Source organism: Amycolatopsis sp. NPDC102522 (assembly GCF_055584485.1).
The window spans coordinates 287,322-305,551 of sequence record NZ_JBVJLY010000003.1 but is presented as its reverse complement, the minus strand read 5'-3'; the positions used below and the strand labels follow the sequence as shown (position 1 = coordinate 305,551).

General features: G+C 68.7%; 15 protein-coding genes. 7 read left to right on the top strand and 8 right to left on the bottom strand.

The features are described from left to right. Positions 1-13: 13 nt before the first annotated feature. From ACZ6YV_RS11655 to ACZ6YV_RS11625, 7 genes are read left to right on the top strand one after another with little or no spacing between them, the layout of a single operon-like run. Positions 14-2,218 carry a bi-domain-containing oxidoreductase gene (locus tag ACZ6YV_RS11655; protein WP_465509531.1) on the top strand — a complete coding sequence of 735 codons (2,205 nt, stop codon included), beginning with the start codon at positions 14-16 and terminating at the stop codon, positions 2,216-2,218. Beyond that, the gene (locus ACZ6YV_RS11650) at positions 2,215-2,370 is read left to right on the top strand and encodes a hypothetical protein (protein WP_465509530.1); all 156 of its coding nucleotides are present in this window, start codon (positions 2,215-2,217) and stop codon (positions 2,368-2,370) included. Before ACZ6YV_RS11655 ends, ACZ6YV_RS11650 begins: the two co-directional genes overlap by 4 nt. Continuing rightward, entirely contained in the window at positions 2,370-4,325 is a 1,956-nt protein-coding gene (locus tag ACZ6YV_RS11645) for a heparinase II/III family protein (protein ID WP_465509529.1), read from the top strand. The genes ACZ6YV_RS11650 and ACZ6YV_RS11645 overlap by 1 nt, the downstream gene beginning before the upstream one ends. Continuing rightward, positions 4,322-5,845: a right-handed parallel beta-helix repeat-containing protein gene (locus tag ACZ6YV_RS11640; protein ID WP_465509528.1), complete on the top strand. Its 1,524-nt coding sequence runs from the start codon at positions 4,322-4,324 to the stop codon at positions 5,843-5,845. The genes ACZ6YV_RS11645 and ACZ6YV_RS11640 overlap by 4 nt, the downstream gene beginning before the upstream one ends. A gap of 1 nt (position 5,846) precedes the next feature. Next, positions 5,847-7,064 carry an O-antigen ligase domain-containing protein gene (locus ACZ6YV_RS11635; RefSeq protein ID WP_465509527.1) on the top strand — a complete coding sequence of 406 codons (1,218 nt, stop codon included), beginning with the start codon at positions 5,847-5,849 and terminating at the stop codon, positions 7,062-7,064. Beyond that, positions 7,061-8,242 carry a glycosyltransferase family 4 protein gene (locus ACZ6YV_RS11630; protein ID WP_465509526.1) on the top strand — a complete coding sequence of 394 codons (1,182 nt, stop codon included), beginning with the start codon at positions 7,061-7,063 and terminating at the stop codon, positions 8,240-8,242. Before ACZ6YV_RS11635 ends, ACZ6YV_RS11630 begins: the two co-directional genes overlap by 4 nt. Beyond that, positions 8,239-8,877 (top strand): phosphatase PAP2 family protein, encoded by a 639-nt coding sequence (locus ACZ6YV_RS11625; RefSeq protein ID WP_465509525.1) that lies wholly within the window; start codon positions 8,239-8,241, stop codon positions 8,875-8,877. The genes ACZ6YV_RS11630 and ACZ6YV_RS11625 overlap by 4 nt, the downstream gene beginning before the upstream one ends. Here the strand turns inward: ACZ6YV_RS11625 and ACZ6YV_RS11620 are convergent. From ACZ6YV_RS11620 to ACZ6YV_RS11585, 8 genes are all read right to left on the bottom strand, one after another. Further along, positions 8,858-9,811: a hypothetical protein gene (locus ACZ6YV_RS11620; RefSeq protein ID WP_465509524.1), complete on the bottom strand. Its 954-nt coding sequence runs from the start codon at positions 9,809-9,811 to the stop codon at positions 8,858-8,860. The two genes, ACZ6YV_RS11625 and ACZ6YV_RS11620, sit on opposite strands and share 20 nt — an antisense overlap. Before the next feature lie 156 nt (positions 9,812-9,967). Further along, positions 9,968-11,401 (bottom strand): right-handed parallel beta-helix repeat-containing protein, encoded by a 1,434-nt coding sequence (locus ACZ6YV_RS11615; RefSeq protein ID WP_465509523.1) that lies wholly within the window; start codon positions 11,399-11,401, stop codon positions 9,968-9,970. A gap of 56 nt (positions 11,402-11,457) precedes the next feature. Next, entirely contained in the window at positions 11,458-12,957 is a 1,500-nt protein-coding gene (locus ACZ6YV_RS11610; protein ID WP_465509522.1) for a right-handed parallel beta-helix repeat-containing protein, read from the bottom strand. Further along, positions 12,954-14,270, bottom strand: a complete 1,317-nt coding sequence (locus ACZ6YV_RS11605; RefSeq protein WP_465509521.1) for a glutamate-1-semialdehyde 2,1-aminomutase — start codon at positions 14,268-14,270, stop codon at positions 12,954-12,956. The genes ACZ6YV_RS11610 and ACZ6YV_RS11605 overlap by 4 nt, the downstream gene beginning before the upstream one ends. A 4-nt stretch (positions 14,271-14,274) precedes the next feature. Then, on the bottom strand, positions 14,275-14,823 hold the full coding sequence (locus ACZ6YV_RS11600) for a dTDP-4-dehydrorhamnose 3,5-epimerase family protein (protein WP_378238498.1): 549 nt from the start codon (positions 14,821-14,823) through the stop codon (positions 14,275-14,277). Continuing rightward, positions 14,820-16,007 (bottom strand): polysaccharide pyruvyl transferase family protein, encoded by a 1,188-nt coding sequence (locus ACZ6YV_RS11595; protein WP_465509520.1) that lies wholly within the window; start codon positions 16,005-16,007, stop codon positions 14,820-14,822. Before ACZ6YV_RS11595 ends, ACZ6YV_RS11600 begins: the two co-directional genes overlap by 4 nt. Continuing rightward, positions 16,004-16,954 carry a glycosyltransferase family 2 protein gene (locus ACZ6YV_RS11590; protein WP_465509519.1) on the bottom strand — a complete coding sequence of 317 codons (951 nt, stop codon included), beginning with the start codon at positions 16,952-16,954 and terminating at the stop codon, positions 16,004-16,006. Before ACZ6YV_RS11590 ends, ACZ6YV_RS11595 begins: the two co-directional genes overlap by 4 nt. Beyond that, complete coding sequence (locus ACZ6YV_RS11585; RefSeq protein WP_465509518.1) at positions 16,951-18,225, bottom strand: hypothetical protein; 1,275 nt, start codon at positions 18,223-18,225, stop codon at positions 16,951-16,953. The genes ACZ6YV_RS11590 and ACZ6YV_RS11585 overlap by 4 nt, the downstream gene beginning before the upstream one ends. Between the last annotated feature and the right edge of the window lie 5 nt (positions 18,226-18,230).

Below are 18,230 nucleotides of genomic sequence, written 5' to 3'. Positions count from 1 at the left end.
GCTGAGGAGCGACGTGAAGCAGGTAGTGCAGAACTACAAGAGCGGGGAGCTGGCGCTCCTCGACGTCGAAGTCCCCGCGTGCAAACCGGGCGGTGTGCTGGTCCGCACCGCCTATTCGCTGATCTCCACCGGCACCGAGATGATGAAGGTGTCCGAGGCGAGCCTTTCCCTGGTGGGCAAGGCGAAGGCGCGGCCGGACCAGGTCGCGAAGGTGATGCAGAGCGTCGCGACCAACGGCCTGGGCGCCACCTATCGCAAGGCCATGAACAAACTCGACTCGTACACGCCGCTGGGCTATTCGCTGTGCGGCGTGGTCGAGGAGGTCGGCGCGGGCATCGGCGACGTCGCCGTCGGGGACTACGTGGCGTGCGCCGGGAACGAGCACGCGCTGCACGCGGAACTGAACTGGGTGCCCAAGAACCTGTACTCCAAGGTGCCCGACGGCGTCGACCCGCGGCACGCCGCGTTCGGCACGGTCGGCTCGATCGCGATGCAGGGCGTCCGCCAGGGTGAACCGCAGATCGGCGACATCGCGCTGGTCATCGGGCTGGGCCTGATCGGGCAGCTGGTCGTGCAGCTGCTGGTCGCCTCCGGGGTCCGCGTGGTCGGCGTCGACCCGGACCCGACGCGGTGCGCGCTCGCCGAGCAGCTCGGTGCCCTGAAGTGCGGTGACCCGGCGTCCGGCGTCATCGACACCGCGGTCGCGGAGATCAGCAACGGGCACGGCGTCGACCAGGTGTACCTCGCCGCGGGCGGCAGCACGAACGAGCCGGTGGAGCTGGCCGCGAAGCTGGCCCGCGACCGCGGCCGCGTGATCGACATCGGCAAGTGCTCGCTGAACCTGCCGTGGAACGCCTACTACGAAAAGGAACTCGACGTCCGGTTCTCCCGCTCGTACGGCCCCGGCCGCTACGACCCGGAGTACGAACTCGAAGGCCGCGACTACCCGATCGGCCAGGTCCGCTGGACCGAGCGCCGCAACCTCGAATGCGTCGTCGACCTGATGGGTAGCGGCCGTCTCGACGTCGAGCCGTTGATCTCGCACATGTCGGACTTCTCCGACGCCGTCGAAACGTACCGGAAGCTGAACGAGGGCGAGCTCAAGGCCGTCGCGGTGCTGTTCGAGTACGAGAAGCGCGCCGCCGCCACCACCGAGCACGTCACCTCGGTCGCCGTCCCGAAGACGGTGACCACGCGCGCGCTGCCGAAGCCCGGCGGCGTGCGGATCGGGTTCATCGGCGCCGGCAACTACGCGTCCTCGATGCTCCTGCCGCATCTGGCGGAGATGGAGGGCGTCGACCTCACCGAGGTCGTCACCACCTCCGCGCTCTCGGGCGCGAACGCCAAGCGCAAGTTCGGCTTCGCCCGCGCCACCACCGACCTCGACACGATGCTCGACGACTCCTCGATCGACGCCGTGTTCGTCGTGACCCGGCACAGCTCGCACGCCGAGCTGACCCGGCGCGCGCTGCTCGCGGGGAAGGCCGTCTTCGTCGAGAAGCCGCTCGCGCTGTCGGAGAAGGAACTCGAGGTCGTGCTCGGCGCGATCGAGGAGTCCGGCAACGACCGGCTGCAGGTCGGGTTCAACCGACGGTTCGCGCCGCTGCTGAACGAGTCGGTGCTCCATTTCGGACCGCGGATCGGCCCGGCTTCCGTGCGGTACCTGGTCAACGCCGGTCAGCTCGACTCCGGCAGCTGGTACAACCAGGCCGACAGCGAGGGTTCGCGGTTCGCGGGCGAGGGCGGGCACTTCATCGACACGGTCAGCTGGCTGCTCGGCTCCGACCCGGTCTCGGTGTACGCCACCGCGACGCCGGGCCACCAGGACCTGCAGATCCTGCTGCGCTATCCGGACGGCTCGACCGCGTCGATCGCGTACACCACCAGCGGTTCGTCGGCGTTCCCCAAGGAGACGATCGACGTCACCGCCGACGGCAAGGTGCTGAAGTTCGACGACTTCGCGCGCGCGTCGGTGTTCGGCCGCAAGAAGTGGGCCAGCTCCCGCATCCCCAAGGGCCGGGACAAGGGCCAGGCCGCCGAGCTGGAGGCGTTCGTCAACGCGCTGAAGACCGGGGTCGCGATGCCGGTGTCCGTGGAGTCGCTCGTTTCGACGACGCTGGCCACGCTCGCGGTCAACCGCAGCCTGGAGACCGGTGCCGCGGTGCGGATCAACGCCGCTGAGCTTGATGGCGGAGCTGAGCGGGCGGCGGAGAAATGACCATACGCGTGAACCCGCCCGGCCGTAGGCCCCGCTATCGCGGTGGCAGGGCGCCCTTTGTGCTCGACGTGACGTTGACGACCGACCAGCGCCCTGCCGACGTCGATCGCGGTCGCGGGTTCACCGAGGAAGACAAGGAAGGACTCGGCTGATGGATCCGTCCTGGTACCTGCGAAGACTGTCGCGGATGGGGCCGGCCGAGGTCGCGGGCCGGGTCACCGACGTCGTGCGCAAACGCCAGTGGCGCGGGGTCGCCGGCGACAAGCCGACGTGGCTGCCGGACCGCCGGTTCGCGTCGGTGCCCGGTGAAGACGTCCTCGCCGCCGTCTCGGGTGACGCGGTGAAGGATCTGCTCGTCACCGCGGATCGCCTGATGGAGGGGCGCGCCGAGTACTTCGGCGTCGAGCGGGACGACCTCGTCGACCCGGACTGGTCCTACGACCCGAAGACCGGCCGCCGCGCACCGTCCGATGTGTACTCCTTCGACGTCCCGTACCGGAGCGAGGACATCGTCGGGGACATCAAGCAGATCTGGGAGCCGTCGCGGCATCAGCACCTCACCGTGCTGGCCGCCGCGTACGCCCTGACCGGCGAAGACCGGTACGCCGAGCGCGTCGCCGCGCATCTCGGGTCGTGGTGGGCGGCGAACCCGCCGATGCGCGGGGTGCACTGGGTCAGCGGGATCGAACTCGGCATCCGGCTGCTGTCGTGGGTGTGGGTCCGGCGGCTGCTCAACGGCTGGGCGCAGGCCCCGGCGCTGTTCGAGGACAACCCCGTGGCGCTCACCCAGATCTGGCATCACCAGCGCTGGCTGGACGCGTTCCCGAGCCGGGGTTCGTCGGCGAACAACCACGTGATCGCCGAGGACGCCGGGCAGCTCGCCGCCGCCTGCGCGTTCGCCTGGTTCCCCGAGTCCGCCCAGTGGCGGGACGCGGCACTGGCGTCGCTGGACAAGATGTTGCGCCACAACACCTTCGACTCCGGCATCAACCGTGAGCTCGCCACCGAGTACCACGGGCTCGTCCTGGAACTGGGGCTCGCGGGAGCGCTGGAGGCGAAGGCCGCCGGGGTCGCGGTGCCCGAGTCGACCTGGCTCGTGCTGCTGCGGATGACCGACGCGCTGGCGTCCATTGTGGACAATCGACTGCGGCCGCCGCGCCAAGGCGATGCCGACGACGGCTTCGGGCTCATCGTGGACGGCGCTGTCGGCGACGAGACCAGCCGCTGGGCATCGCTGCTCAACACCGGATCCGTCCTTTTCGGACGGTTGGACTGGTGGCCGGAGACGGCCGGCGGCGATGTCCGCACCCCGCTCTTCGCCGCGCTGGCCAAGGACATCCAGGTCCGTGAGACGCGTCCGGTGCGGCGGCGGGACGATTTCGCCGACGCGGGGATGACCATCCTGCGCGACGGCGCGATCTGGGCCCGCTGCGACGGCGGGCCGCACGGCTTCCTGTCCATCGCCGCGCACGCGCACGCGGACGCGCTCTCGGTGGAGGTCCGGCACGACGGCGTCGACATCCTCGCCGACCCCGGGACCTACTGCTACCACGGCGAACCGAAGTGGCGGTCGTACTTCCGGTCCACGGCCGCGCACAACACCCTCGAACTCTCCCGGACCGACCAGTCCGTCTCCGGTGGCCCGTTCCTGTGGACGAAACACGCCGTCACCACCGTGATCGCGGCGGGAACGCCGTCGCGCTGGAGCGCGGAACACGACGGCTACGGCCCGGCGATCCACCGGCGCTCGGTGGAACTGGAGGACTCGACGTTCCGGATCCTCGACGAGGTCCGCGGCGGCGACGCGCAGCACTGCCGTCTCGCGTTCCACTTCGGCCCGGCCGTCGAGGTCTCGCTCTCCGACGCGACGGCGACGTTGTCCTGGACGGTCGACGGCCGGGTCCGGACGGCTTCGCTCATGCTGCCACCGGAGCTGGACTGGTCGGCGCATCGCGGCGAGACTGGTTTGCCGATGGGCTGGTACTCGGCCGGATTCGGCCGCCGCGAGCCCGCTTGGACCTTGTTCGGCGGCGGGATCGCCACCGACGGCGCGGCGTTCACCACCGCGCTCACCTTCGATTCAGGTAACGAGGATCCCCCATTGTGATCGCACGACCGCACCGTCTCCGCAGGGCAGCGCTTCTGGTGCTGCTCGGCCCGCTGACGCTCACCGCCTGCACCACCCCGGCCGACGAAACCGGACCGAACCCGGCGCAGGCGCCGTCCGGTTCGATCGCGCAGGTGTGCGACAAGGTGAAGGCGGGGCCGGCCGAAGCGCCGGCGGGGGCGGTGAAGATCGACCCGGCGGTGACGGGCGACCTCGCCGCGAAGACGCGGTCGAGCCCGGCCGGGACGACGTTCTGGCTGGCACCGGGGACCCACCGGCTCGGCGACGACCGCTACGACCAGATCACCCCGAAGGCGGGCAACGTCTACCTCGGCGGCCCGAACGCGGTCTTCGACGGCCGGAAGATCAACCAGTACGCCTTCTCCGGCCACGCCGCCGACGTCAAGATCCAGTACCTGACCGTGCAGGGCTTCGCCGCCCCGCACGACGAGGGCGTGGTCAACCACGATTCGGCCGACGGCTGGGTCATCGAGCACAACACCGTCCAGGACAACGACGGCGCGGCGCTGATGGCGGGCGCGCGGCAGCAGGTCCGCGCGAACTGCCTGCGGCGCAACGGGCAGTACGGCATGAACGCCTACGCGCAGGGCAACGCGATCAAGGGCCTCGTCGTCGAGGGCAACGAGATCTCCGGGAACAACACCGGCGACTGGGAACGCAAGATCGACGGCTGCGGCTGCTCCGGCGGGATCAAGTTCTGGTCGGTCGACGGCGCCGACATCCGGGGCAACTGGGTGCACGACAACCGCGGCGTCGGGCTGTGGGCCGACACGAACAACAACGACTTCCTCGTCGAGGGCAACGTCATCGAGAACAACAACGGCTCCGCCCTGATGTACGAGACGAGCTACAACGCCGTCATCCGCGGCAACACCTTCCGCCGGAACAACTGGGTGGACGGCAAGGGCTACATCGACCGCGGCGACAGCTTCCCGGTGGCGTCGATCTACATTTCCGAATCCGGCGGCGAGCCGAGAGTGAAGGCGCGCACGGACAAACTGGAGATCTCCGGCAACTCGTTCGAGAACAACTGGAACGGCGTCACCCTGTGGGAGAACTCCGACCGGTTCTGCAACAGCCCGGCCAACACCTCGTCCGGCTCCTGCACCCGGCTGGTGCCCGAGCAGGCGAAATGCGCGCAGCCCGCGATCGCGGCGGGCACGCTGAACGAGGACTGCCGGTGGAAGACGCAGCGCGTCGAGATCCACCACAACCGGTTCGTGCTCGACCCCGTCGTCACCAACTGCGAGGAGAGCTGCGCGCGGATGGCGATGCTCGCGAACTTCGGCACCTTCCCGGAGTGGTCACCGTACAAGGGCGAGGTCGTCCAGCAGGCGATCACCTTCGACCAGGGCAACAAGCTCTACGACAACACCTACTCCGGGCCGTGGAACTTCGTGGCTTTCGAGCCGAGCCGGGTACTCGGCTTCGGTGAGTGGCAGGGCGCGCCCTACCGTCAGGACCAGGGCAGCAAACTCACCCGCGCGGGAGGTGGCTGACGTGCTCGATCCCGCCGTCCGGCCCGCTCCGGTGGTCCGCGGCTTCCCCAAGGCGGCAGGTATCGCCTGGACGCTGCTGATCATCAACACCCTGGGCTCGACGGGCGCGAAGACGGTCATCCCGCTGCCGAGGTCGGTCAGCCAGCTGATCACCATGGGCGCACTGGGCACCGCCTTCGTGATCGCGCTCGCGTTGAACCCCAGGCTGCGGATCCGGCCGAGCGCCTATCTCTCCCTGCTCACGCTGTTGCTGGTGCTGAGCGTGGTCGCGAGCCTGGACCTGGAAGGCGGGTTCGGCGCGCTCTTCCGCTGCTTCCGGTTCAGCCTCTTCCTCGGCACCCTGTGGTTGCTGACCCGCTGGTGGGACGGCGGCCTCGACCTCGTCCGCCAGCACATCCGCACCTACGGCGCGATGCTGGTGACGGTGGTGATCGGGCTCGCGCTGAGCCCGGGCAAAGCGATGCCGTTCGAGTACGGCGGACGGCTCACCGGCACGGTCTGGCCGCTGACCCCGCCGCAGGTCGGCCAGTACGCGGCCATCGCCATCGGCCTCACGATCCTGTTGTGGCTCGGGGGGAAGCTGGAGCGGCGGCACGCGCTGATCGTCATCATCCCGTCGTTCGGGGTGCTGCTGCTGACCCACACCCGCACCGCGATGCTCGGCCTGGTGGTCGGGACCATCGTGGCGCTGATGTCGCAGTGGATGTCCAGTGCCCGCGCCCGCAAGGTGTTCACCGGGCTGGTGTTCGGCGGGGTGTTCGTCGTGGTGGCGCTGGGCGGGTTGCTGCAGGCGTGGTTCCTGCGGGGGCAGTCCGAGGAGAACTTCTCCAGCCTCACCGGCCGCGCGAAGGTGTGGGACTCGCTCCTCGGCGCGCCGAGGACGACGCTGGAGTACCTGTTCGGCGTCGGCCTGACCGACAAGTCCTACGACGGGCTCCCGATCGACAGCAGCTGGCTCGCGGTCTACCACGAGCAGGGGTACGTCGGGATCGTGATCGTGGCGGCGTTCCTGCTCGTGCTGGTGGTGGTCGCGGTGCTGCGGCCGCCGTCGCCCGCCAGGGCGTGCGCGATCTTCCTCATCACCTATTGTCTTTCCGCCTCCTACACCGAGGCCGGTCTCGGCGACGCGTCGCCGTACCTGCTGCACCTGGCCCTGGCCGCGTCGCTGCTCGTGCGTGTGCCCGCCGAAGAACCCGAGTTCGTCAAGGAGACGACGTGAAGGTCCTCGTGATCCACAACCGGTACAGATCCGAGCAGCCCAGCGGCGAGAACAACGTCGTCGACCAGGAGACAGCGTTGCTGGCCGAGGCCGGGCACGAGGTCGGCCTGTTCGAGCGGCGCAGCGACGACATCGCGGAGATGTCCCTGCCACGCAAGGCCGTCGTCCCGCTCCAGGTGCCGTGGAACCGGGCCGTGCGAGCGGACCTGGCCCGGCGCCTCGCCGACGACCGGCCGGACGTCGTCCACGTCCACAACACGTTCCCGCTGCTTTCGCCGTCGGTGCTGGCCGCGTGCGCCGAGGCCGGGGTCCCGACGGTCGCGACCGTGCACAACTACACCCTGATCTGCCCGCCCGGCACGCTGTACCGCGATGGCCAGGTGTGCACCGACTGCGTGGGGCGGACACCGCTGCCCGCCGTGCGGCACGGGTGCTATCGAGGCTCGGGGCTCGCGACCGTGCCGATGGCGGCGAGCCTGATGCTGAACCGGAACCGCTGGTGGTCCGGGGTGTCGCGGTTCTTCTGCATCTCGAAGGCGCAGCGCGAGGTGCTGATCGCCGCCGGGATGCCCGCCGAGCGGCTCGCGGTGAAGTACAACTACGTCGCCGACCCCGGCAAGACGCGCCAGGGCACGGGGGAGCACCTGCTGTTCCTCGGCCGGATCACCGCGGAAAAGGGTGTCGGCCTGCTGATGAAGGCCTGGGATCTGCTCGTCGCGGCGGGTGGTCCGCTGCCGCCGCTGGTGATCGCCGGCACCGGCCCGATGCAGGACGAGGTCGCGCGCTGGGCCCACGGCCGCGACGACGTCCGTTACCTCGGCCTTCAGTCCAAAGAGGAGTGTCGCGACCTGGTCGTCCGCTCGAACGCCGTCCTCGCCCCCTCGGAATGGCTGGAGACCTTCGGGCTGGTCGTGGTCGAGGCGATGGCCGCCGGCGTCCCGACGGTCGCCGCCGCCCACGGCGCCTTCCGCGAACTCGTCGAAGACGGCGTCACCGGCTTGCTGCACGAACCCGGGAACCCCGAGTCCCTCGCGGCACGCCTGCGGGAGGTCGTCGGCGACGCCGAACGGAACCAGGAGATGGGCTGGGCGGCGCGGCTGGTCTACGAGCAGGAGTTCACCCCGAAGGTCGGGCTGGAACGGCTCGTCGGCGGCTACCAGGCCGCGATCGACGCGTGATCACCGGTCCGCCCGCCCTCCCTCCGCGCGCCCGGATTCCGCTCTGGATTTTGGGCGGCTTCGGCTTCGTCGTCGCCCTCGTCCTCGGCCTGCGCTACACCGGAACCTCCCACCTCGCCGGACTGGACGCCCTCGTGCTTCCCGTCATCGACCGGGTCGAGGGCCCGCTCTGGTACGTGGCGACCGCTATCGACTTCGCGGGCGAACCGATCGGCGCGGTCGTCGTCATCGCGCTGTTCTGCTGGCTGTGCCTGCGGCACCGGCGGCCGCGGATCGCGATCCTGCTCGTGGCCGCCAGCGGGGTGACGGTGGCGCTGACCACCGGCCTGAAACCCCTGGTCGGCAGGCTGATCCACGGCGAGTTCCTCTCCTACCCCAGCGGGCACACGGCCTTCGCGGTCACCGTGGCGACCGTCGTCGCGCTGCTGGTGATCGACGTGCGGGGGCTCGGACCTGCGGGCGGGATCGGAGTGTTGGTGGGGCTGGTCGCGTTCGCGGGGCTCGCGATGGGGTGGGCCGAGGTGGCGCTGGGGGCGCACTACCCGACGGACACCTTCGGGGGCTTCGGGGTCGCTGTCGCGGTGGTGCCGGTGGTGGGGTGGACAGTGGACCGGCTCACGCGGCGGTTCGCCTGACGTTCGGCCGGGGCCGGGCCTGCGCCGTTTGGAACGCGGCGTGAAGCTCGCTGAGCACCTGCTCCGGTTCGGTGCGCAGGCGGGACGGCAACGTCTGGAGCGCGACGATCCCGGCGGCGACGTACCTCGCGTTGCGGGCGACGGTGGCGCGGTGGTCTTCGAGGCTCGCGTGATGGCGGTAAGAGTCGATCTCCCAGGCGAAGGCGATCTCGTCGCACCAGAAGTCCGGGGTGGCGATGTAGATCCCGTTCGCGTCGAAGATCGGGACGTTCCAGTGGCCCGGCGGGAGGCCGGATCTTCGCCAGAGGTGCCAGGCGTCGGCCTCGGCGACGGATCTCGCTCCGGCCAGGAGCGGGACCAGGGCTTTCCGCGGCAGGGCTGTTCCGGTTCGGCCCGCTTGGTCGAGTTCGCGGGCGAGCAGGGCGGTGGTGCAGAAGCGACGTTGGACGGCCTCGGCCATCATCGCCTGGATCTCGTCCTCGTCGGTGAGCCTTCGGGCGGCGTCGATGACTGCTCGGGGGACGGGAGCCACCGGGAGATCCCCGCGGAGGTGGGGGCGAGGTAAGTGCCTTGTCCGCTCGACGTGCACGAAGCCGACATCATCGATGTCGCGACTCGCGGAGATGAGGACATGTACTTCTTCTTGATCGGGAATCCTCTCCAAACCGTGGCGACGCAGAGCCCAGGTCCCGGTGAGCATCGCCTCCTTCCGGGCGTGCAGCAAGGCACCGCGGACGCGGTGCTCGTTCGTCGGTTCCCCGTTGGTCAGCAGTACGACGCCGGGCAGCAGCATTCGCCAGGGGCCGCCTGGAGCGCAGCGTCGTGAAACGGTCCGGCGTGGTACTCCGATCCGTTCCAGCTCGGACACGCGGACCACGCCCATGTGATCGGGCGCGGTCAGTAAGGGGTGGGTGTCCCAAGTTCCTCGTAGCACCTGACCACTGTGCCGCTGAGCACCGACAATTTCGCTCTCGTGTGCACGAAAGTCCCGGTCATGAACTGACGTCAGTCGACGGTGAAGGAATTGGGACGTTGAACGTCCCAATTCCTTCACCGTCGCCAACCGCGTGCGCTCCGAGAGGTCCTGTCGTCACGAGAAGCTCGACCCCGCGTCCTGCGAGTAGGGCTTCCCCCGCCAAGCCGAAGCCCCCAAAGTCCGCGAAGTGTCATGAGCGACAAACCGCCAAGACCCCGTATAAGCGTTGTCATACCACCGATTCCCCTGCCCAAAGGTGACAGCCTCCGAAACAGAAGAACCCCGATAAGGCGACCACTCCGGATAAGTCCCGAAATTCGCCAAAAGCGCCATCCGACCGCACAACCCCGAGCAGTCGACCCCGTGAGAGAACTTGTTGCCGTGAATGGAAACCCGCTGTGTCTTCCATCGGCAGTCGTCGTACAACGGACGAGAAGCGATCCTCGGAGAGGAACACGAAGAGACCGAAGGAACGAGAAGCGTGCACGACCCGGAAGAGGTGTTCGCCGGGCTGTTGCAGAAGCGGTCCGAGTTCTCCCACGCGGTGATCCCGCCCCAGTTGTCCTCGAAGACGTTGTCCACGATCTCCACGGAAGAAGTCCGGGCCGGAATACGCGGCTCACCGCCGGATTCGGACAGGTAGATCGTCCCGACCGGGAAGTCGTCCCCGCGAGCGGCGAACGCGCGGCCCTGCACCAGGGTGTTGCGCCGGAAGGTGTTGTCGCGGACCACGAGGTTGTAGGAGATCTCGTAGAACAACGCCTCCGCCTCGTTGTCCTCGATCAGGTTGTCCTCGACGAGGAAGTCGTTGTTGTTCGTGTCCGCCCACAGGCCCGCGCCGTGGTTGTGGTGGACCCAGTTCCCGCGGATGTCGGCGCCGTTCACGGCCCAGAACTTCGCGCCGCCGCTGCAGCCGCAGCCGGGGACCTGCTTCTCCCAGTCGTCGGTGTTGTTGCCGGTGATCTCGTTGCCCTCGACGAGCAGCCCGGTGATCCCGTCGCCGGCCCGGTAGGCGTTGATGCCGTACTGGCCGTTGTCCCGCAGGCAGTTCCGCAGGATCTCCTGACGCGGCCCCGCCATCATCGCGGCGCCGCGGTTGCCCTCGATGGTGTTGCCTTCGATGGTCCAGTGTTCACCGGAGTCGTGATTCACCACTCCCTGATCGCGCGGCGCCGTGAACCCGCGGATCGTGAGGCCGCGGATGACGACGTCGCGCGCCTGCTGGGTGAACGCGTAGCGGTTGACGCCGCCCCCGTCCAGGATGGCGCCGGGCGCGCCGAGGTAGGCGTTGCCGTCCTTCGGGATGATCTGGCCGTACTCGTCCGGGCCCAGGGTATGCGTGCCCCCGGTCAGCCAGAACGTCGTGCCTGCCGGGAGTTCGCGCGTCTTCTCGGAAAGGTCGGTGCCCGGCGGGACGATCACGGCGCCGTCCGGTTTCGAAGGGCTCACCGGTCCCGCAGCACAAGCCGTGACAGGAGCCGCCGAAGCCGGAGAGGCTGTGACGACTCCTGTCACGAGCAGCAGCAGGACGACCAGGAACGCGGGCATACCCGAAACGGTAAGCCACTATGGACCGTCCCAGATGGACACTTACAGGTGAAACCTCAGCAGGTCGCCGGAGCTCCGAACCCGCTGCAGACGTCCTGCCGGTAGGGCTCGGCCTGCCATTGTGCCGAGGTCAGCCGCCGTGACGCGTCCTGGGTGACGAACGTCCAGGGCCCGTAGTACTGGTTTTCGTACCAACGGTTCTCCTGCCGGAAGGTGATCGCGTCGGAGATCACGTTCGCCCGGTACGGCGACCAGGCCGGGAAGGTCCCGTAGTTCGAGAGCACCGCCATCCGTCCACAGAGGCCGAGACAGCCCTCCAGCGTCGAGTCGACCTCGAACGTGTTCTCGTGCACCAGGACGCGCTGGGTCTTCCACCGGCAGTCGCTGTACAGCGGCTCGGTCGCGATGCCCGGGGCCGAACAGGTGGACGTCGGTGAGACCAGTGCCGTGCAGGTGAGCGTCGAGGTGTTGGCCGGGCTGTTGCAGAACCGGTCGGCGTTCTCCCACAGGGTGATCCCCGACCAGTTGTCCGAGAACAGGTTGCCCCGGATGTCGATCTGGCTGGTCCGGGCCGGCAGCCTCGGTTCCCCGCCGGATTCGCTGAGGTACACCGCGGCGACCGGGAAGTTGTCGCCCTTGGCGGCCCGGGTGCGGCCCTGCACCAGCGCGTTGCGCCGGAACGTGTTCCCGATCAGCTCCAGGTTGTAGGAGATCTCGTAGAACAGCCCCTCGGACGCGTTGTCCTCGATCAGGTTGTCCTGGATGAGGAAGTCGTTGTTGTTCGTGTCGGCCCAGAGCCCGACACCGTGGTTGTGGTGGACCCAGTTGCCGACGATGTCGGCGCCGTTCACCGACCAGAACTTCGCCCCGCCGCTGCAGCCGCAGCCCGGGATCTTCGTTTCCCAGTCGCCGGTGTTGTTCCCGGTGATCTCGTTGCCTTCGATCACCAGACCGGTCATCCCGCCGCCGAAACGGTAGGCGTTGATGCCGTACTGGCCGTTGTTCCGCAGGCAGTTCCGGATCACCCGCTGGCCGGTCCCGGTCATCATCCCGGCGCCGTCGTTGTCCTCGATGACGTTGCCTTCGATGATCCAGCCGTCGCCGGAGTCGTGGTTGACCACGCCCTGATCCCGTTCCGCGACGAAACCGCGGATGGTCAGACCGCGGATGACCACGTCCTTGGCCGACGTGGTGAAGGCCGCGCGGTTGATCCTTCGCCCGTCCAGCACGGCGCCGGGCGCGCCGAGGTAGACGTTGCCGTCCTTGGGCATCACCTGGCCGAACTGGTCGGCTGTCAGCATGTGCGTGCCCGGGGCCAGCCAGAACGTACTCCCCGGCGGGCTGAACCGGGTCCGGTCGGTCAGATCCGTGCCCGGTTGGATCACCTGGGCGCCTTCCGGCGGGGAGGGGACGCCAACGGTTGTGCCGCACACCCCTCCGGCCGGCTCTTCGGATGCCACCGCTGGGCTTTCAACGGCGACCTGGAGCAGTAGTACCGACAGCGTGACGCAGAGCGCCCGTTTGCCGGCCGAGCGATGTGCGATCCCTAAACTCATACCCTTCTCCGAAATACCGGCTTCACCGGACGGCCACCCAGCCACGGCGCCGGATCATCCGCGTCGAGCGCTTTGCGGTACACGAGGCAAGCCTGCGAGACCACTTCGACCGTCCGGTCGATGTCTTCTTCGGACAATGCGCTGCTGACCACGAACGACGGTCCGAGGACCCCGCCGGTGACCAGTTGCCGCAGGAACAACGTTCGGTAGTCCTGCGACGGTTTCTTCTCCGCGTCGAGCGTGCCGAAGACGAGGTTGCTCGCCCGGCCGCGTACGACGACGTGTTCACCGACTCCGGCGGAGGCCGCGACTTCGCGGACCCCGGCGGCGAGCCGGTCGCCGAGCGCGTGCAGCCGCGCGGCGATGCCTTCTTCGGTGTAGGTCTCCATGACCGCGATAGCGGCGGCCAGTGAATGCGTCTCGGCGCCGTGCGTGGTGGACAGCAGGAAGACCCGCTCCCCGCCGGTGCGGAGGCCGCCGAGTTCCATCAGTTCGCGTTTGCCTGCCAGCGCGGAGACGGCGAACCCGTTCCCGAGCGCCTTGCCGAACGTCGAGAGGTCCGGCGTGACACCGTAGAGCCCTTGCGCTCCGGCCTCGGACCAGCGGAAACCGGTGATCATTTCGTCGAAGATCAGGACGCAGCCGTAGCGGTCGGCGAGTTCCCGCAGGCCGACGAGGTACCCGGCGGGTGGTTCGAGCTGGGTGGACGCCTCCAGTACCAGGCAGGCGACCCGGCCCGCGTTGTCCCGCAGCAGTCGTTCCGTCGCCGGAAGGTCGCCGTAGGGGAACGACACGGTCAGGCCGGTGATCTCGTCCGGGATCCCCGACGACATCGGCGTGGTGCCGATGAACCAGTCGTCGATGGAGAAGAACGCGTGGTCGCCGCAGATCGCCACCAGCGGCCTGCCGGTGGCCGCCCTGGCGAGCTTGACCGCGGCCGTGGTGGCGTCCGAGCCGTTCTTGGCGAACTTGACCATCTCGGCGGTCGGGACTGTCGCGAGGAACTTCTCCGCCGCCCGTTCCTCCACAATGGACGGACGGGCGAAGTTGGCGCCCCGGTCGATCTCGCGGTGGGCGGCTTCGCTGACCCGTGGGTGCACGTGCCCGAGGCTGACCGCGCGCAGCCCCGAGCCGTACTCGATGTATTCGTTCCCGTCGACGTCCCAGACGTGCGCGCCGAGCCCGTGGGAGATGACCGGCGCCAGGTTCTCCGGGTACTGGTCGTCGCCCTTGGCGTAGGTGTGCGCGCCACCGGGGATCATCGCGTGGAGGCGTGCGTTGGCCCGCATGGATTTGGGAAGCCGACGGGTCATGCTCTCACCTCGTGTTCTGTAAGACGGCGGAAAGAGGAAGGGCACGGCGGTCCCGTTCCGACAGCAGCGCCGCCGGGAGCGGCCAGGGGATCGCCAGTTCCGGATCGTCGTGGGCGATCGCGACGTCCTCGCTCGCGTCGTGCACGCGGTCGATCCGGTAGGAGACGTCGGCGTACTCGGTGAGCGCCTGGAACCCGTGCGCGCAGCCGGCCGGGATGTACAGCGAGACCTGGGTCTCCCCGGAGAGGTCGAAAGTCTCCTTGCCGAGGTAGGTCGGCGAATCCGGCCTCAGGTCGACGACGACGTCGAAAACGGCGCCCCACGAGCACCGGACCAGTTTCGCCTCGCCCTCGCCCGAGCGGAGGTGCATTCCGCGCACCACTCCCCGGCGGGACCGGGAAACGCTGTCCTGGAGGAACCCGTTCGGGTCGATCCCGGCCGACCGGACGACGTCGGCGTCGAACGTGCGGCTGAAGAAGCCGCGTTCGTCGGCGTGCGGGGTCGGCTCGAACAGGTACGCGCCCGCGATGGCGGGCACCGGGATCACCTTCATCGGACTCCGATCGGCAGGAAGGCGGCCGACAGTTCGGCGAACTGTTCGTCCAGTAGCCGCACTTGCTCCGCGCCTCTTTTCGCCACGATCCCGGCCAGTTCGCCCGCCCGGGACTCGAGTTCGGCGAATTGGCGCACCAGCGCGGCGGAATCGATCTCCTTGGCCGACTGGCAGAACTCCCCCAGCCCCAGGGTGGTCATGAGGACCTCGTTCTTGCTCGCGTACCCGATGGACAGCGTTGGTTTCGCCAGTTTCAACGCGCACAGGACGTTGTGGTACCGGGTGGCGACGACGACCTCGACCGCCGACATCGCCCGCAGCAGTTCGTCCAAAGTGGACGTGTCGGCGGCGGCGATCAAGGGGGAGTCCAGTTCCCGCATGATCTCGTCGACGACCTGCTTGTCGGCCCGGTCTCCGATGAACAACCGCACCGGGCGGCCGTCGGCGACCAGTCCGGCGACGAACCCGGTGATCTTGTCCACATAGGACTCGTAGATCTCGCCGGCGCGGGCCCTGTCCTCGTTCCCGCCGTGGTAGGCCATCACCCCGACCCCGACGGAGCGGGGCAGCACCGGTTCCGACGGCGCCGGGAGCGCGAAGGCGAGATCGGGGTAGACGCGGTCGTTCGTGACGTCGACCCCCATCGCGCCCATCGCTTCCCGTGACGGCTCGTCCCGATACGACCGGAACGCCGCCAGCCGCGCGGCCCAGCGGATGACCGACCGGGTGACCCGCTGCGAGCTCACGTTGGCGCCGACGCTCACCAGCGCCACCTTGGTGCCGACCAGACGGCCGGACGCCGAAAGCAGCAGCAGGGCGTACGGGAACCCCCACGGGCGCAGGGGAAGGGTGGATTCCAGGACACCCATCCCCGGCACGATCACCGCGTCCTGGCGCCGTACCCACGCCGCCGTGCGGACGGCGTCGACGAGTTTCCCGAAGGCCTTCAGTACGACTGACAGCGGTCCCGAGACCGTCCGGTATTCGCCCTCGTACCAGTTCAACGCGGTCGTCTCGAGTCCGTAGCGCGACGCGACGATTTCCGGACCGCCGCACATCACGCTGATGGCGGCGTCCGGATGCTCCGTGCGCAAAAACCCGAGGACCGCCTCGAAGGAACCGTCGTTGCCGAGGTTCCCCGATCCGAGGAGGCCGAACAGCCCGATCCTCGCGGGCGGGGTCAAGGGACTCGTCCCTCCTGGCCGGCGACGACCGAGACGACGGAGACCTCACGCGGGCCGGTTTCGGCCTCGGCCTGCACCGGCATCCGGCCCATGGCCGGGTTCCCCGCCCGGTTCAGCGCCCATTGCCGCAGGTAGCGGAAGCATTCACGCTTCTCCGCGCCGGAAATCGGCGCGTTGCGGATCGCGTTGACGTACCCCAGGACGTACTCGCCGAGCAGCCGGACCATCGGGTGGCGCAGCTTGTCGGCCCGCTTCGGGTCGAGGTTGGTGGCCCGCCGGCGCACGGTCGGGTGCTCGTGTTCGGAGCGGCCGGGGTGGTCGCGCCGGAAGTACAGCCAGTCGGACACCTGGTGGAACGGGCCGTGCAGGGCCAGTTCCGAGATGATCGTGCGGTCCGCGTGGTGATAGCTGTCCAGCGGCGCGACGCGGCGCAGGACCTCGGTGCGGATGACAGCGCCGTCGTCGTCCCCGCCGGGCGCGAACAGTGTGCTGCGGAAGCGTTCCGCGGCGTGCGGCGAGACCGTGTTCAGTGGGTACTGCAGCGCCTGTGTGACGACGCCCTTCTCGTCGATCATCGCCGTCCACGAGTGCGAGAGAATGAACTCCGGATGCTCGTCGAGCGCTTCGATACAGCGTTCCAGCAGGTCGCGCGCGTAGAGGTCGTCGTCGGAGGCCCACTTGAACAGTTCGCCGCGGGCGACGTCGACGCAGTAGTTGTGGTTGGGCGCGCAGCCGATGTTCACCGGCTGGCGCACGTAGCGGACGCGGGAATCCAGCTTCGCGTACTCACGGCTGATCTCTTCGGTGCGGTCGGTGGACGCGTTGTCCGAGATGATCAGTTCGAAGTTCCCGAAGCTTTGGCCGAGGAGTGCGTCCAGCGATTCGGCGAGGTAGTCCTCGCCGTTGTAGACCGGGAGCCCGATGCTCAGCCGAGGAGCGGTGCTCATGACGTCCTCATTTCTTCCTTCTCCGAAGTCAGGTGTTCCTTGAAGGCGATGTGCAGCTGAAGCCACCACACCGCTGATCCGCTGGTGATCGCCAACGCGACCCCCCACGCGGATCCGGACGCCCCGGCCAAGAAGGCGCCTATGAGCCCGAAGCCGACGTAGCCGGCCGAGTTGATCAGCTGGGCGCGAAGGCTCCGTTTCGCAGCGCCGAGCGCACGCAGTCCGGCGGCCGCTCCGGTGTTGAATCCCGCCGCGGCGATACCGATGGTCACCGGGAGGATCAGTTTCGAAGCGGGATCCCAGACGTCACCGAGCACGAACCGGCCGGCGTCGTGGGGTACCAGAAGCAAGGCGAGGCCCCAGAGCAGGGCCGCCGCCGCCTGGCCCGCGCCGAGGACGGCGCAGAATTTCCGGAAGCGGTGCTGGGCCCGTTGGAGCACCCGCGCGCTTTCGGCGACCGTGACCAGGGAAAGTCCCATCAAAAGAGCGAAGAACGGCCCGAGGAGCAGCTCGGCGCCGCGGACAGCGCCGACGCTCGCGATCCCGGCGATCGCGCCGAGACCGTACATCCGCAGTTGCGACGAGCCGCTGTTGCTGACGTTTTCGACCACGTAGCGGGTGCCGAGATCGCGGTGCGCCTTGATCCATTCGAGCGTGCCGCGCGGATCCGGCCGGACCCCGGACTGCAGGCAGCCGAAGGCGGCCGCGACCGCCCCGGAAAGACCCCACGCCAGGATGAACGCGACGACGGTGTCGGACGTGTGGTGCGCGATGAACAGCGCCGGGATCAGCGCGATCCCCCAGACGACGTCGTTGAGGAACGCCTTCTTCCCGTGCCCCGCGGCGAAGAAGGTGAACCGCCAGGCGTCCTGCAGCAGCAGCGTGGGGATGACGAGGCCGAGCGCGACGAACGCCCCACCGGTGGAGTCGCCCACGATGAGACCGGCGGCCACGCTGATCAGCCCGGACACGACGCCCGCGGTGAGCGCCGTCCCGGTCGCCCGCTTGGTCGCGGCGCGCCAGGATTCGGTGGACACCCCGGAGAACCGCACCATCAGCGGATCCGTCGTCAGCCCGCGCGAAAGGTTGAGCACCACGCCGTAGCTGACCCAGGCGAGGCTGAACATGCCGAACGCGAACGTGCCGAGCGAACGCGCGACGTAGAGGCCGACCACGAAGTTGGTGATACTGGAGACGGCCTGGTCGCCGAGGCCCCAGCTGAGCCGTCCGGCCATCGCCCGGACGGCTTGGGAACGCAGAAGTGATCGCATGGGCC